The organism is Segeticoccus rhizosphaerae, from assembly GCF_005222685.1.
Lineage (GTDB): Bacteria > Actinomycetota > Actinomycetes > Actinomycetales > Dermatophilaceae > Segeticoccus > Segeticoccus rhizosphaerae.
Genome location: NZ_SWMA01000027.1, coordinates 13,130 through 28,475 on the forward strand (window position 1 = coordinate 13,130; position 15,346 = coordinate 28,475).

Consider the following 15,346-nt stretch of genomic DNA (forward strand, 5'->3'; position numbering starts at 1 on the left):
CTGCCCGGTGCTGGTGCGGTCGATCAGGTACGTGCTGCCGACTTGCGAGACGCCCTCGGCTCGTCGTCGCCGAGACGGTCGGTCGCAGCCGGCTCGGCGATGGGCACGAGCTGCACGGTGGCCCCCTGCCTGCGCATCAGCTCGACCTCGCGCGGATCGGCCTCCGCGTCGAGCACCACGGTGCCGGCCTCGGAGACGTCGCAGATGTGGTGCGGCCCGGTGTGTCCCAGCTTGGTGTGGTCAAGCAGCAACACGCTGTCGGCCGCCCGGCGCAGCGCCGCCTGCTTGATCGCCACCGACCCGAGCAACGGGTGGTAGCACCGGGCCTCACTCTCCGCGGGGGCACTGAAGACCGCGACGTCGAAGTGCCAGCGGTGGATACCCTCGACGCACGCGCTGCCGAAGGTCGCGCCCAGGTCGGGGACGTAGTCGCCGCCGAGCAGGTGCATGCGCAGCATGGGGTGTCCGGCCCCACGATGCACGGCCTCGAGGTAGTTCGTGACGACGGTGACCGGGGCCGTGGCGGTCTCGCCGAGGCGACGCAGGAGTGGCAGAGCAGTGGTGGAGTCGTCGAAGAACACCGTCCGCGCGCCCTCCAGAAGTGGCAGCGCCCCGGATCCGACGGCCTCCTTGAGGCGTGCGCCGGCCCGCATCCGGAACTGCGCGCTCGTCTGCACGCGCAACGCCGACGGCGCCACCGCCCGTCCACGGTGCTTCTCGACCAAGCCGGCGTCCGCGAGGGCATCGAGGTCGCGGTGGATGGTCATCTCGCTGACCTGGCACCGTCGCGCCAGGTCGGGAATGCCCACCGCGCCCTCGTCGAGCACCACCTCGAGGATCTGGTCGCGACGCTGGTGCACCAGCGCGTCGCTGGACCGGCTCCCACGCATGCCCGGCCTCCTCACCGCCGTGTCACCGGTTCCTGCCCAGGGGTCACACCCCGCCGGGGCGCACCACCATCTTCAGGTGCCCCGCCTGCGGGTCGACGTCGAGGGTCTCGACCACGTGGTCGAGGTCGACGTGCGCGGTGACGAGCCCGTCGAGGTCGACCTGGCCCGAGGTCGCCAGAGCGATGGCCTCCGGCCAGGTGTTGGCGTAACGGAACGTGCCGGTCACCTCGATCTCGCGGTTCTGGACCAGCGACACCGGCAGGGTCACCTCGTCGGCTCCCATCCCGACGAGCACCGCCACGCCGGCCGGCCCGACGGCGCGGCATCCGCTGGCCACCGCGGAGGGTGCGCCGGAGCAGTCCACGAAGGCGTCGACGACCAGCCCCGCCGGTATGCCGTCACGCGCGTCGAGGACGCGGGTCGCGCCGAACCGGGTGGCCGCCTCGAGCCGCCGCGAGTCGACGTCCGACACGACGATCTCGCTCGCCCCCCTGGCCCGTGCCACCTGGGCAACCACCAGGCCCACGGGGCCCGCGCCGCTGATCAGCACCCTTGAGCCGGCGCCGACCCGGGCCTTGCGGTTGGCCCAGACCCCCACCGAGAGCGGTTCGATGAGGCCAGCGGCGTCGTCCGAGAGCTGGTCGGGCACGGCATACGCGAAGTCCTCGGCGATGGTGACGTATTCGGCGAAGGCGCCGTCCACGGGTGGCGTGGCGAAGAAGACCACGTCGGGGCAGAGGTTGTAGCGTCCGGCGCGGCACTGGACGCAGTGGCGGCAGGGCACCCCGGGCTCGAGCGATACTCGCTGCCCGACCCGAGAGACGTCGACCCCTTCGCCGACGCCGACGATCCGACCCCCGGCCTCGTGGCCCAGCACGAGCGGGCCCCGGACGACGTGGTCACCGATCCGGCCGTGCTCGTAGTAGTGGACGTCCGACCCGCACACCCCGACGGAGCCGACCCGGACCAGGACCTCGCCCGGCCCGGGCTGCGGTGTCGGCCGCTCCTCGACCGCCACGTCGCGGATCCCGCGCAGGACGCTCACCCGCATCGTGTCGGGCACGCTCACGTCATTCACCGGTGACCGCCCCCAGGGTCAACCCGGTGACCAGCCAGCGCCGCACCGCCAGGCCGGCGAGCACCATCGGGAGCACCACGATGGTGCCGATCGCGGTGAGCTGACCCCAGTCGATACCGGTCTGCGTCACCAGCTGGCTGGCTGCGATGGGCAGGGTCTGCGAGCTCGGCCCGGCGAACACGGTGGCGAACGCGTAGTCGTTCCAGGCAAACACGAGGCAGAGCACTCCGGTGGTCACCAGCCCCGCCTTGCACAGCGGCAGGATGACGTACCAGAAGGCCTGCCACCTGGTGCACCCGGCGACCAGCGCCGACTCCTCGATGGACGGGGGAACGTCGGCGAAGAAGGCACTCATCAACCAGATCGCGAAGGGCAGGTTGAAGGTCATGTAGGCGAGGATCAACCCCGGCAGGGTGTCAATCAGGCCGGCCACCCGGAACATGAGGAAGAGCGGCAGGACCACGGCGGCGATCGGGGCCATCCGCGTGGAGATGATCCAGAACGACAGGTGGTGCTTGCCCCGCATCGCCGAGCGTGAGAGTCCGTAGCCGGCGAGCGTGCCCAGGACGAGCGACAGCAGAGCGGCGACGCCAGCAGCGATGATGCTGTGCACGAGGTAGGGCGTCAGGTCGTTGGCGCCGCTGAACAGGTGCTTGTAGTTGTCCATCGTGGGCGCGAAGAACCACTTCGGGTCGCTGGACGTGACGTCGGCGCTGTTCTTGAAGGAACCGAGCACCATCCAGACGAGCGGCACCAGCGTCCACAGCAGGACCACGACGATGACGACCGCGGTGCTGAGGTTGCCGACTGTCCTGCTGCTGCGCGCCTTCTCGACGTCTCGCCGCGGCGGACCCCCGTCTTGCGTCCCCGCCGTGTCCGTGGCCGTGGTTTCGGTGGTCATCGGGTCAGCCCCTTCGCCGTGAGGATCCGGACGAACGCCTGCGAGATGGCGATCGTGACCGCCAGCATCATCAACCCGATCGCCGCCGCGTAGCCGAGGTCGAAGAACCGGAAGGCGGTCTCGAACAGGCGGATCGGGATGGTCTTGGTGGCGTCGGCCGGTCCACCGTTGGTGGTCACGAAGATGATGTCGAAGTAGCGGACCGCGTCCATCGCCCGGATCAGGAGCGCCACCAGGAGGATTCCCGAGATCGAGGGCAGCACGATGTGCCGCAGGGACTTCCAGTAACCGGCTCCGTCGAGCGACGCGGCCTCGAGGATCGAGGGGTTGACGCCGGAGAGGCCGGCCAGGGTGATCAACGCGATCAGCGGGGTCCACTCCCAGACGTCCATGAGCACCACCGCCGCGAACGCGCTCGTCGGGCTGCCGAGGATGTCGGCGTCCCAGCCGAGGGAGTGCAGGATCGACGAGTAGAGACCGAAAGTCGAGTCGGTGAGGTAGCGCCCGAGCAGTCCCACGATGACCGGCGCGACGAACATCGGCAGCAGCACCAGGGACAGGAGCAGTCCACGGCCCTTGACCACGCGGTGCAAGGCGATCGCGATGCCGATGCCCAACACCATCTCGATGCCGAGGGTGAGCACGAGGAAGACGGCGGTGCGGAACCAGCTCGACCACATGTCCGGGTCGGTCAGGACCCGGGTCCAGTTGTCGACACCGACCCACTCGAGCCGCACGCCACCGAGCAACCGCACCCGGCTGAAACTCATCACGATCAGGGCGATGAACGGCAGGATCGACAACAGGGCCAGCAGGACGACGCCCGGGGTCATCAGTTTGCCGGTGAAGGTGAACCGGCTCTTGCGCCGGGGTGGGCGCGGAGGTCGCGACGCCTGCCGCGCCGGAGTCCGTTCGGCTGTGACGCTCACGCGAACCACCCTCTCGAGACGACCCGGTCGAACTTGTCGGCCGTGTCGACCATGGCCTCCTTGGGTGACTGCTGACCGGCGATCATCTTGGACAACGAGGTGAAGATCGCGGTGTCGCACTCGTTCCACATCGGGATCTTCGGCCGGAGCCCGATGTGGTCCTTCTCCCACGCCTTGCTCACCGCTGGACCGGTCAGCATGTTGGGCAGGGCACTGGGCCGGTGCTCGGCCTTCTTGACCTCGGGCAACTCGTAGACCGAGGTGCGCGTCGGGGTCCCACCGCCGGCCTTGCTCTTGAGGTTGGCCAGCTGGGTCTTCGGCGAGGTCGCCCAGTTGACGAACAGCCAGGCCGCGCCACGGGCAGCGCCCGTGCTGTTGGCGGCTATCCCGATGCCGGTGCCACCGTAGATGTCGGAGGACCGGGCGGGTCCCTTGGGCAGCGGCGCGTAGCCGATCTTGCCAGGCAGCACCTGCTCGTTGCTGGCCGCGAACTCGTGCCAGTTGGGGCACATCGCGATCTCCTTGGCGCGCAGGGCTGCTCCGACACCGTCCCAGTCCCAGGTCCGCGAGCCGGGGTGAGCGACCTTCAGCAGGTCGCCGTAGAAGGCCGCCGCCTCGATCGCCGTGTCCTCGCGCAGCCGCGAGGCGCCCGGATCGGTGGTGCCCAGCAGGCCGGCCTTCTGCCCTCCCTCGAAGTAGTCGCCGCCGTAGCTCCACAGGACGTTGCTGAAGTCGCACTGCAGCGAGTCGTGCTGCTTGGCCTGCTGGCCGGTGCCGTACTTGACCTCGTCGACGTGGTCGTTGAACCAGGCCGCGATCTTGCGGTACTCCTCCCAGGTGCGGTCCGCACCGGGAGTCGGGTCGAAGCCGAGGTCGTTCGACATGGGGTCGTGGTACTTCTCGAAGAGGTCGGCGCGGTACTGCCAGATCATCGTGGGGCAGTCGTAAGGCAGCGCATAGATCGGCCCGTCCGCCCGCTCGAAGCGTCCTGCCGCATCCATCTGGGTCGGGATGAAGTCCTCCACCCCGCCCTCGAGCTCGGGGTAGCTGTCGTCCTCGATGAACTCACGCAGGTCGGCCAGCCCGCCGGCATACGGTGCCAGCACCTGGTAGGGGTCGGCGTAGATGACCTGGTACTGCGCGTCGCCGGAGGCCATGTCCAGCGCCACACGCTGGACCAGTGCCGACAGCTCCAGGTTGACGATCTGCACGCGGATGCCGGTGAGGTCGGTGAACGGCTTGAGGTTCGCGGCGATCGCCGCGGTGGGCGCAGTGTTCTCGGAGATGAAGTTGATCGTCGTCCCCGCGAACCGGCGCCAGGGATCGGAGCCCTGTGCCAGCGGCGGGACCGGCGCCTCCTCTTTGCCGCACGCCCCGAGGAGGGCCGCGCCGGCCAGCGCCCCGGCGCCCCAGGCGCCGGCGCGCAGCACCTCACGACGAGTGGGTCCCCGCGAGAGGTCGAGGCGGTCGAGTCGCTTCGGCATGGGCAGGCTCCCTCGGGTGAGGCGGGCGGCGGCGGGGGCCGGCGACGGGGCCGACCTCCTCCTGCGGTGCCGGACAACTTCCCACACATTTTGTGTGAGATCAAGGGTCGGTCTTCGACAATTCGTGTGTCGAGCTACAGCACCTCGACGCAGTGGGCGTCGTCACGCGAGTTCTTCCGAGGCCCGAGTGGACTTGCCGCCGAGACGAACCGGCAGACTTCGTCCATGAGCTCACCGACAGATCGCGTCGCAGGAGTCGACTCCTCCACCCAGTCGTGCAAGGTCGTCACGGTCGATCCCTCCACCGGCCGGGTGCTGTCCCTCGACCAGGCGCCACACCCGGACGGGACGGAGATCGACCCGCAACTGTGGTGGGAGGCGTTGCAGCGGGTCTCGGACGAGGTGCCGACGGCCAGTGCCGTCGCGGTCGCCGGCCAGCAGCACGGCCTCGTGACGCTCGATGCGCAGGGCAACACCGTGCGGCCGGCGCTGCTGTGGAACGACGTGCGCAGCGCGCCCCAGGCGCGAGCGCTCACCGAACAGCTGGGTCGTGACGCCTGGGTGGAGGCCGTCGGCTCGGTGCCGATCCCCTCGATCACGGTCACCAAGCTGGCGTGGATGCGCGAGCGCGAGCCCGAGCTGGCCGACCGGGTCGCTCAGGTGCTGCTGCCCCACGACTGGCTCACCTGGCGGTTGCTCGGGTCCCCCGAGGCCACGACCACCGACCGCAGCGAGGCCTCCGGCACGGGCTACTGGTCGGCCACCACGGGCGACTACCGGATGGACCTGCTCGAGCTCGCGTTCGGGCGCACCGTCGGTGTCCCCCGCGTCCTGGCACCGTCGGAGCCGGCCGGCCGCACCGCGCGCGGCACCGTGGTCGGCCCCGGGCTCGGCGACAACGCCGCGGCCGCGCTCGGTCTGGGCCTGCGGGCCGGGGAGACCGTTGTCTCACTCGGCACCAGCGGCGCGGTCTTCGCGTCGGCGGCCGATGCCGAACCGGACCCGAGCGGCGAGCTCAACCGGTTTGCAGACGGCGAGGGGCAGTTGCTTCCCTTGTCCTGCACGATGAACGCGGCTCGGGTCCTCGGAGCCGTCGCCACCGCGCTCGGCACCGACCTGGCCGGGATGGAGCGCCTCCAGGCGCAGGCCCCGCTCGACGCCGACGGCGCGATCCTGTTGCCCTACCTCGACGGTGAGCGGACCCCTTCGCTGCCGGAGGCTTCCGGGAGCCTGCACGGGCTGCGGCGGTCGACGATGACTCCCGAGCACGTCGCGCGGGCCGGGGTGCTCGGCATGCTGTGCGGTCTGGCCGATGCACTCGACGCGGTCCGGCGCAGCGGCGTCCCGGTCGAGCAGGTGCTGCTCATCGGCGGCGCCGCCCAGTCGCAGGCGGTCCGCTCCGCGGCTCCCGAGATCTTCGGGGTGCCGGTCGTGGTTCCCGAGCCGGGTGAATACGTCGCGCTGGGCGCCGCCCGGCAGGCCGCCTGGGTCGAGTCCGGCTCCGACGAGCCACCGGTCTGGGAGCGGCGGGTCGCCGCAGAGATCGCACCCAGCGGCGAGGGATGGGGACAGCAGGTGCGCGAGCGCTACGCGGCATACCGGCACCAGCTGTATCCGCACGTGTGACCGCCGCACGCGCAACGAGGCCCCCGGGTGAACCCGGGGGCCTCGTCCTTACTGCGATAGGACTACGAAACTTGCGGTGCCGCAGTCAGTCTCGCTGGTGGATCAGACCGGACGGACCGCGTCTGCCTGCGGGCCCTTGGGGCCCTGCGTGACCTCGAACTCGACGCGCTGCGCCTCGTCCAGCGAACGGTAGCCGTCCGACTGAATGGCCGAGTAGTGCACGAAGACGTCGGGGCCGCCGCCGTCCTGTGCGATGAAGCCGAAGCCCTTCTCGGCGTTGAACCACTTCACGGTGCCCTGTGCCATGGGGTAACTCTTTCTTATTGGCGGGTGGACCGCGCACCTCGCGCGGGCCAGGCTGCCGTACTACCCCCACTGCCGGGACATGCCCGTTGGGATAAAAAAGGCCCGCTCGTTGGGGCGGGCACTTCTTCGACCTGCGAGGAACTGCAACTGCAACCAACTCAACCCTAACATGCACGCTGCGGGCTCCAACCGAACTCACCCCGCAGGATCCGGTTCCACCGGTTCGCCGGCAGCCACGGGTGCAGCAGGGCGACTCCGAGGCAATACTTGCTCACGCTCACGCCCCGGACACCGCGCGCGGCCAGTGCCCGGTCCGCGAAGCCGGAGCCGGTGCTCTTGCTCTCGACGAGGACCCGGTCCGGACCCCATTCGCTGCGGCCGTCCAGGACGCACTCGAGGTCCACGTCACAGGTGAGCCGCGACCCCTCGTCGAGGTCGACCAGCGTCGCCCGGCGGTAGCGGGTCGTCACCGATGGCACCAGTTCAGGCGGCCGCAGACGGTACTCGTCGTGCAGCACGCCCTCGAGGAACTCCACCGCCGCCCGGTTGATCCCGCCGCGCTCCTCGAAGGGGTAGGGCACGCGGTGCTTGACCGTCTCCGCCCGCCGCCCCTCCAGCTTGACCTCGAAGAGGCACTCCTCGCTGTCCAGGTAGCTGCGCGAACGCACCTTGTAGCGGCGCCGCCGCCCTTGCCGGTGTGCCCGGTAGAGCGCGAGGTCCGGGCTGTCGAAGTATGCCGACTCATAGCCGAACAGCCGGCGCCCACCGATCTGCAGGGCACGGAACCGGCAACCCAGGTCGCCGGCGAGCGTGGCGAACTGCTCGGGCGTGAGGAGGTACTTCCGGTCCACCCGGGTCTGCAGCCCGGCCACCTCCATCACCTGGGGCAGGGCGACCGACGCGCTGCCAGACGCGACCGCCTGCAGAACGGCTCGCGAGCGGGATGCCGCTGCCGTGCGTGCCGGTGCCCCGCACGTGGCCGAGGCGAGCGCGGTCATCGGGTCACCGCCACGAGGTCGCTCTGGCCGGCCAGCTCCCGTCCCGGCCGCTGGGTCTGTCCCCGGGTGGCCACTGGCTGCGGGCGGCTCCGGAAGCGGACGTCCACGACGGTGGTGTCGCGCACGAGGTCGAGCTCGAGGACCACCACGTGGAGAACGTCGGCGTCGAGCAGCTGCTCGAGCGCGGCCCGGAGCGAGGGCTCCCGCGGGTATGCCGTGTCCATGGTCACCGTCTGGCGTCGCGTCCGGGGGGCGAACCTCGGGTGGTCCGCGGCATACATCACCAGCACGAGACCGCCCGAGACCGCTGGGGCGAGCCAGATCGGGCCCGGGTGCAGACCGTTCACGAGGCCGAGGGCGAGCGCGATGAAGTAGTAGGCGACCTCCTCCTGGGTGATCGCGTCAGACCGTAGGCGGATGATCGACAGGATCCCGAAAAGGCCCATGCCCAGGCCGATTCCGGCGCCACTGCCGGCAAGGAGGGCGGCGACCGCCATGATCCCGACGTTCAGTGCGACGTAGGCGAGCACCAGATCGCGCCGGAAGTGCCGGCGGTAGTAGACCCCGAACACGAGCAGGGTGATGGCGGCGAGGTCGGCGGTGATCGCCATGATCAGGTTCATCAGGTCTCTCCTTCTGCGTCGCCGGGCAACCGTCGCGGTGCCCGACCTGACACCCACCGTGCCCAACGCCGATGAGACCCACGCAAGCCCCGGATGAGAGCGCTCTCATCACTGGCACCTCGAGGCAGCCGCGGGATGCGGTCAGCTGGGGTCGACGACGAGCCGGTAGCCCATCCCCCGGACCGTCTCGATCCTCTGGGCGCCCAGCTTGCGCCGCAGGTAGCGGATGTAGACCTCCACCACGTTGGACCCCGGGTCGAAGTCGAATCCCCAGACCTGAGAGAGCAGCTGCTCGCGAGAGAGCACCTGGTCGGGGTGCCGGCAGAAGGCCTCGGCCAGCGCGAACTCCCGTGCACTGAGGTCGATCTCCCTGCCATCGACACGGGCCCGTCGGGTGCGCAGGTCGAGACTCATCCCCCCGACCTCGAGCACCGTGGCCTCGGCCACCCGGTCGCCGCGCAGCCGGAGCCGGACCCGGGCCAGCAGCTCGTCGAACGCGAACGGCTTCGCCAGGTAGTCGTCAGCACCGCCGGCGAGCCCGGCGACCTTGTCATCGACGCTGTCCCGGGCGGTGAGGATCAGCACCGGAATGGTCGACTTGGCCTCGCGCAACCGGTGCAGCACGGTGAAGCCGTCCATCTCGGGAAGGCCGATGTCTAGCACCAGCAGGTCGTGGTCACCATGGCGCGCCTCGTCCAGGGCGGCTCGGCCGTTGCGGACCGTGGTGGTCACGAAGCCGTTGCTGCGCAGACCCTTCTCGAGGAACGAGGCGATGCGCGTCTCGTCCTCGGCGATGAGGATGCGGTTCATGGTCTCGCCTCCGGGTCGGGTATCGGACTGTCGGAGAAGGCCTGGTCAGTCCCGGTCGCCTCGTCGTCGCGATCGGGCACCACTTCGACGTCGCCGGCCGCGACCGGCAGGTCCAGCACGAAGGTCGCCCCCGGACCCGGGCGATCGACGAGCCGGGCGGTGCCTGCGTGGGCCTCGGCAATGGACTTCACGATCGACAGACCGAGCCCGGCCCCGTGGGCGCGGACCGGTCCCTCACCGCGGCGGAACCGCTCGAAGATGTGCGGCGCGTCCGCCGGTGACACCCCGCGCCCGGTGTCACTGACCCACAGCCGGAACCGGTCGCCATACCGCTCAGAACCGATGGCGATGCGGTCACCAGGGGCGGTGTGCTGCACCGCGTTCGACGCCAGTTGCATCAGGGCCTGGGTGAGCCGCTGCCCGTCGGCCACCACGGTGCCCTCGGCCACGGCGTCGACCGCCCAGTGCCGTTCGGCGAGGACGCGTGCGTGGGCCAGCGCGTCGACGGTGAGGTCGGCGAGGTCGACACGACCCGGCGCGAGGAAGTCGGGGCGCTCGGCCCGGGCCAGGTCGATGAGCTCGACGACGATGCGCTTCATCCGGTCCAGCTCCTCGAGCACGAGGGCGGTGGTTTCCGCGCGCTCCTGCGGGTCGTCCCCCATCAGCTCGAGGTGGCCGCGGACGACCGTGATCGGGGTCCGCAGCTCGTGGCCGGCGTCGTCGATGAACCGTCGTTGCGTGTCGAACGAACCCTCGAGCCGGTCGAGCATCCGGTTGAAGGTCGCCGACAGCCGGGCGACGTCGTCCTTGCCGGTGACGGGGATCCGGCGGTGCAGGTCGGACTCACTGATCTGCTCGGCCGTCTGCCGCATCAGGCGGACCGGCTCGAGGACGCGGCCCGCGACCAGCCAGCTCGCCACGCCGGCGAAGACCAGCGCGACCGCCGCGACGATGCCGAAGATCTTGACCGAGGCGAACAACGGTCCGGCCTGGACGTCACGGAACTGCAGGATCACCAAGGCGCCACGCTGCGGGTCTCCGTCCACCCTGGCCGGGATGACGCCGTAGCGGACCTTGCCCGCCCGGCTCTGCCACCACCCCGACACGGGTTCGGCGTGACCCGCGACCTCCTTGATGAACCCGGGGTCGGTGTCGAGACGGGCCGGCGGTTCCACCGAGCTGCGCCGGTCCGGCTGGTCGTCCAACAGGGTGAAGTAGGACTCGCCGCTGTCCGGCACGCTGTCCTCGAGGTAACGCGTCAGCAGCGCGTCGACCGACTGCTGGGACCGACCGGTCGGCGAGGCGGCATACGCGTGGAAGCTGTCGGCCTCGTGGGACAGGTTGTCCCCCGCGATGTCGTCGGCCCGCACCGAGATCACCTGCGCCGTCACGACGATGGACCCGGCCAGCGCGATGGCGACGAGGAGCACCATCCAGCCGATGATCCGGCCACGGGCGCTCATGGCGACGACCGGGTGGGGCGAAGGGAGGTCCGCTCGGCTCGGTCAGTCATCGAGCCCGTCGTCCCGGTCGTCGTCCGCATCGTCCCAGCCGTGATCGTCGTCATCGTCGACGCCGGCCTGAGGAGGCGTGCCGGTGACCCGCGTCGCCTGGGGTCGGTCGGAGGCGTGCGTGCGGTCGGGTGCGGGCCCGGACGTGGCGGTCTTGCTCGGGCTGGGTCGGCGGGTGCTGGACGTGGTCGAAGCCGGCGGTTCGGGTGTGGCGCTCGTCGTCGACGGGCGGGGAGCCGGCGTGCGACCAGGCGCTGGTCCGCCCACGGTGCGGATGCGCACCGTCTCGCCGAGCTCGGGGCTGTTGTCGCCGGAGACCAGCAGGGCCGTCAGCGCGCTTCCGGCCAGGGCCAGCAGCACGACGGTCAGCAGGATCAGCCGCGACGCCTTCATGGCCACCATGGTGCCGCAGCGGGCTCAGCGGGTGATGAGCTGCGGATGAGAGGACTCTCATCCGCACATGGTGCCGTGGGCAGGCCACCCGAGCACCGGCGCCCCGTGTCGTCAGGGCAACGCCGGAGGTGGCCCGGAGACGGTCGCCGAGACGACCCGACCTCGCAGGTGCTCGCGCCCGCCCTTGGCCGGGCGGACCGCGAAGTCCCACTCACCCGGCCCTCCCGCGGTCGAAGCCACGAAGCCGACGGTGGCGGGGAGCAGCAGCGGACGGCTGAAGGCGACGTCGACGGCATACGCCTCGGGCAGGCGGGGCTCGAGGGCGGCGAGCGCCCGAGCCTTGGTCCACATCCCGTGCACGAGCATGCGGGGAAAGCCGGACGCCTTGGCGGCGAGCGGGTTCAGGTGCATGGGGTTGACGTCGCCACTGACCCCGGCATAGCGGCGCCCCATGTCCTTCGGCACCCGCCAGATCGCCGCAGGACTGGCGTCGTCCGGCAGCGAGACCTCGAGCTCGTCGTGACCGGACGGAGCCTCCGCGGGCGCTTCGGCCCCCTTGGCCAGGTAGGTGCTCACGCCCTCCCAGACCAGCTCGTCACCAACCCGCGCCTGCCCCACCAGGTCGACCTGGGCACCCTTGGCGTGCGGTCGCAGGTTGCGGGCGGTCGCGCACAGGTCGAGCACCTCGTCGGCCCGGACCGGGCGGTGCTGCTCGATACGGTTGCGCACGTGCACCAGCCCCGGCAGCGCGAAGGGGAACGACCGGTCGACCATCAGCACCATCTGCAGCGGGAAGGCCAGGACGTGCAGGTAGGTCGCCGGCAGCTCGTCACGCACGCCGAAACCACAGACGCGGTCGTATGCCGCGAGCCGGTCGCGATCGATGCGCGCACCGCGTTGGGTCACCTCGCGCTCGGTCAGCTCCCCTCCACGCCCGGGTGCGGTCAGCAGGGCCCGGGCGTAGAGCGGCCCGAGGGCCGGGGCGTGGTCGAGCACGGTGGCATCGGGCCTGGTCGCGCGCGGTGTGCGTTCGTCGGCCACGGCTCAGGCCCCCAGCTGGCTCTGCCCGCAGACCCGGACGACCTGCCCGGTGATCCCGCCGCTCGCCGGGCCGGCCAGCCAGGCGATGGTCTCGGCGACGTCCACCGGTTGGCCACCCTGGCTGAGGCTGTTGATCCGGCGTCCGACCTCGCGGGTGCCGAGCGGGATCTTGGCGGTCATCTCGGTCTCGATGAACCCCGGCGCGACGGCGTTGACCGTGATCCGGCGGTCGGCCAGCTGGACCGACAGAGCGTGGACGAGGCCGATGACCCCGGCCTTGCTCGCCGCGTAGTTGGCCTGCCCCCGGTTGCCGGCGATGCCGCTGGTCGACGAGACGCTGACGATGCGGCCGCCGTCGGCCAGCCCACCCGGCCGGTCCGGGTCGAGCAGCACCTCGTTGATCCGCAGCTGCGCTGCCAGGTTGACGTCGAGCACGCTCCCCCACCGGTCGGCGTCGGTGTTGGCCAGCAGCTTGTCCCGGGTGATGCCTGCGTTGTGCACGACGACGTCGAGCCTGCCGCCGTGGCGCGTGGCGATGTGCTGCGCCAGCCGCTCGCCGGCGTCGGGCGCCGTGATGTCGAGCTGCAGGGCCGTGCCACCGACACGGTTCGCGGTCTTGGCGAGCGCCTCTCCCGCCGCGGGCAGGTCCACGCAGACGACGTGCGCGCCGTCCCGGGAGAAGACCGTCGCGATCGACGCCCCGATGCCACGGGCGGCACCGGTCACCACGACCACCTGGCCTGCGAACGGCTGTGTCCAGTCGGCCGGCTCGTGGACCTCGGCCGGTCTGATGCGCACCGGCTGGCCGTCGACGTAGGCGGACCGGGCGGACAGGAAGAACCGCAGCGGTGACTCGAGGACCTCGACCGCGGAGCCGGACAGCGCCGCCTCGTCGACAAGCAGCAGGTTGGCCGTGGCGCCGGCCCGCAGCTCCTTGCCGAGACTCCGGACGATGCCCTCGACGGCGCGCTGCGTCGCGGCAGCCTGGGGATCCGCGTGCTGGTCGGGATCGGATCCGACGACGAGCACCCGGGCGCACGGAGCCAGTCGGCGCAGCGTCGGCTGAAGCACCCCGCGCAGGTCCTCCAGGTCGGTGATCAGGCGAGCCGCCGTGGCGTCGACGACGACGGCCGCCATCTTGGTGTCGGAGCTCGAGACCGCTTCTCCCTCCAGCAGTTCCACGCCGGCCGAGCGCAACGCCTCGGTCAGCGCGCCCCTCAGCGGGGCATCACCCACACCCCCCACGAGGGCCGGCCCGTCGAGCAGCGGCTGCCCGACCTCGTAGCGTCGCAGGACCTGTGGGCGAGGCAGGCCGAGCCGCTTGGCGACTCCCTTGCCGACGCCTCCGTTGACGAATGACGTGTAACGGTCGGTCACTTCACGACCTCCAGGATCGCGACGACACCTTGGCCGCCGGCGGCACAGATCGAGATGAGCCCTCGTCCCGTCTCCCCCGGATGGTCGTGCAGCTGCTTGGCCAGGGTGGCCACGATGCGGGCCCCGGTCGCGGCGAAGGGGTGACCGACGGCGAGGGACGAGCCGTTGACGTTGAGCTTGGCGCGGTCGATCGAGCCGAGCTGCGCGTCCAGGCCGAGGCGCTCACGGCAGAACTGCTCGCTCTGCCAGGCCGCGAGGGTGGTGAGCACGGTGGACGCGAAGGCCTCATGGATCTCGTAGTAGTCGAAGTCCTGCAGGGTGAGCCCCTGCCGCGCGAGCAGCCGCGGCACGGCATACGCCGGAGCCATCAGCAGCCCCTCGGCCCCGTGCACGTAGTCCACCGCCGCGGTCTCGGCGTCCACGAACCGGGCGAGCGCGGGCAGCGAGTGCTCGGCCGCCCAGTCCTCGGAGGCCAGCAGCACGGCGGACGCGCCGTCTGACAGCGGGGTCGAGTTGCCGGCGGTCATCGTCGCCGCGTCGCCGAGGTCCTTGCCGAAAACCGGCTTCAGCCGCGCCAGCTTCTCGAGCGAGGTGTCGGGCCGCAGGTTCTGGTCACGGGTCAGGCCGAGGTAGGGGGTGACGAGATCGTCGAAGAAGCCTCGGTCATAGGCCGCGGCGAGGTGGTGATGGCTGGCCACGGTGAGCACGTCCTGCTCCTCCCGTCCGATCTGCCACTCCGCGGCGGTCCTCGCCTGGTGCTCACCCATCGACAGGCCGGTGCGCGGCTCGGCGTTGCGGGGGGTCTCGGGCACGACCTGACCCGGCCGCAGCCCGGCGAGCGCCTTGACCTTGTCGACCGTGCTCCTGGCGTGGCTGGCGTCGAGCAGAGCCCGGCGCAGGCCCTCGTTGACCGCGATCGGCGCGTCGCTCGCGGTGTCGGCGCCGCCCGCGATGCCGGAGTCGATCTGTCCGAGGGCGATCTTGCCCGCGACCAGGATGGCGGCCTCGAGCCCCGTCCCGCAGGCCTGCTGCACGTCATACGCCGGGGTGTGGGGCGACAACCGGGAGCCGAGGACGGCCTCACGGGTGAGGTTGAAGTCGCGGCTGTGCTTGAGGACTGCGCCCGCGGCGACCTCGCCGATCCGCTCGCCGGTCAGTCCGAAGCGCGCGACAAGGCCGTCCAGGGTGACCGTGAGCATGTCCTGGTTGGACGCGTGCGCGTAGGGGCCTCCGGCGAGGGCGAACGGGATGCGGTTGCCGCCGACGACGACGGCCGAGCGCGTGGCGGGGGGTGCCATGGTTCCTCCGGGGATAGGGCAAGACGGGAAAAACTGCTCGATACCGAATGTATCAGGTACGAATGGTCTGGGGTATCGTCC

15 protein-coding genes are annotated in these 15,346 nt (G+C 70.9%); 1 reads left to right on the forward strand and 14 read right to left on the reverse strand.

Going from position 1 to position 15,346, the window contains the following annotated elements; genetic code table 11:
* Positions 1 to 23: 23 nt before the first annotated feature.
* The 5 genes from FCN22_RS15905 to FCN22_RS15925 are packed head-to-tail and all read right to left on the reverse strand — an operon-like array spanning position 24 to position 5,282.
* On the reverse strand, positions 24 to 890 hold the full coding sequence (locus FCN22_RS15905) for a DeoR/GlpR family DNA-binding transcription regulator (protein ID WP_137122548.1): 867 nt from the start codon (positions 888 to 890) through the stop codon (positions 24 to 26).
* A gap of 43 nt (positions 891 to 933) precedes the next feature.
* The gene (locus FCN22_RS15910) at positions 934 to 1,941 is read right to left on the reverse strand and encodes an NAD(P)-dependent alcohol dehydrogenase (RefSeq protein ID WP_137122580.1); all 1,008 of its coding nucleotides are present in this window, start codon (positions 1,939 to 1,941) and stop codon (positions 934 to 936) included.
* Positions 1,942 to 1,960: 19 nt separating this feature from the next.
* Positions 1,961 to 2,869 carry a carbohydrate ABC transporter permease gene (locus FCN22_RS15915; RefSeq protein WP_137122549.1) on the reverse strand — a complete coding sequence of 303 codons (909 nt, stop codon included), beginning with the start codon at positions 2,867 to 2,869 and terminating at the stop codon, positions 1,961 to 1,963.
* Positions 2,866 to 3,798: a carbohydrate ABC transporter permease gene (locus FCN22_RS15920; RefSeq protein ID WP_202911625.1), complete on the reverse strand. Its 933-nt coding sequence runs from the start codon at positions 3,796 to 3,798 to the stop codon at positions 2,866 to 2,868. The genes FCN22_RS15915 and FCN22_RS15920 overlap by 4 nt, the downstream gene beginning before the upstream one ends.
* Positions 3,795 to 5,282, reverse strand: a complete 1,488-nt coding sequence (locus FCN22_RS15925; RefSeq protein ID WP_137122550.1) for an extracellular solute-binding protein — start codon at positions 5,280 to 5,282, stop codon at positions 3,795 to 3,797. The genes FCN22_RS15920 and FCN22_RS15925 overlap by 4 nt, the downstream gene beginning before the upstream one ends.
* 225 nt (positions 5,283 to 5,507) lie before the next feature.
* Here FCN22_RS15925 and xylB point away from each other — a divergent pair, with 225 nt between their 5' ends.
* A complete protein-coding gene (gene xylB / locus FCN22_RS15930) occupies positions 5,508 to 6,908 on the forward strand; it encodes a xylulokinase (protein WP_137122551.1) in 1,401 nt (466 codons plus the stop codon).
* A 102-nt stretch (positions 6,909 to 7,010) separates the two neighbouring features.
* On the opposite strand, the gene FCN22_RS15935 is transcribed toward xylB, so the two are convergent.
* From FCN22_RS15935 to FCN22_RS15975, 9 genes are all read right to left on the reverse strand, one after another.
* Positions 7,011 to 7,214, reverse strand: a complete 204-nt coding sequence (locus FCN22_RS15935) for a cold-shock protein (protein ID WP_137122552.1) — start codon at positions 7,212 to 7,214, stop codon at positions 7,011 to 7,013.
* A gap of 164 nt (positions 7,215 to 7,378) precedes the next feature.
* Entirely contained in the window at positions 7,379 to 8,212 is an 834-nt protein-coding gene (locus FCN22_RS15940) for a polyphosphate polymerase domain-containing protein (protein ID WP_137122553.1), read from the reverse strand.
* Positions 8,209 to 8,835 carry a DUF4956 domain-containing protein gene (locus tag FCN22_RS15945; protein WP_238384786.1) on the reverse strand — a complete coding sequence of 209 codons (627 nt, stop codon included), beginning with the start codon at positions 8,833 to 8,835 and terminating at the stop codon, positions 8,209 to 8,211. The genes FCN22_RS15940 and FCN22_RS15945 overlap by 4 nt, the downstream gene beginning before the upstream one ends.
* A 141-nt stretch (positions 8,836 to 8,976) precedes the next feature.
* The gene (locus tag FCN22_RS15950) at positions 8,977 to 9,645 is read right to left on the reverse strand and encodes a response regulator transcription factor (protein ID WP_137122554.1); all 669 of its coding nucleotides are present in this window, start codon (positions 9,643 to 9,645) and stop codon (positions 8,977 to 8,979) included.
* Positions 9,642 to 11,108, reverse strand: coding sequence for a sensor histidine kinase (locus tag FCN22_RS15955; protein WP_137122555.1), 1,467 nt, complete (start codon positions 11,106 to 11,108; stop codon positions 9,642 to 9,644). Before FCN22_RS15955 ends, FCN22_RS15950 begins: the two co-directional genes overlap by 4 nt.
* Before the next feature lie 42 nt (positions 11,109 to 11,150).
* Positions 11,151 to 11,549, reverse strand: a complete 399-nt coding sequence (locus FCN22_RS15960; RefSeq protein WP_137122556.1) for a hypothetical protein — start codon at positions 11,547 to 11,549, stop codon at positions 11,151 to 11,153.
* A gap of 111 nt (positions 11,550 to 11,660) precedes the next feature.
* Complete coding sequence (locus FCN22_RS15965) at positions 11,661 to 12,590, reverse strand: MaoC family dehydratase (protein WP_137122557.1); 930 nt, start codon at positions 12,588 to 12,590, stop codon at positions 11,661 to 11,663.
* Between the two features lie 3 nt (positions 12,591 to 12,593).
* Complete coding sequence (locus FCN22_RS15970) at positions 12,594 to 13,967, reverse strand: 3-oxoacyl-ACP reductase (protein ID WP_137122558.1); 1,374 nt, start codon at positions 13,965 to 13,967, stop codon at positions 12,594 to 12,596.
* Complete coding sequence (locus FCN22_RS15975; RefSeq protein WP_137122559.1) at positions 13,964 to 15,265, reverse strand: acetyl-CoA C-acetyltransferase; 1,302 nt, start codon at positions 15,263 to 15,265, stop codon at positions 13,964 to 13,966. The genes FCN22_RS15970 and FCN22_RS15975 overlap by 4 nt, the downstream gene beginning before the upstream one ends.
* Between the last annotated feature and the right edge of the window lie 81 nt (positions 15,266 to 15,346).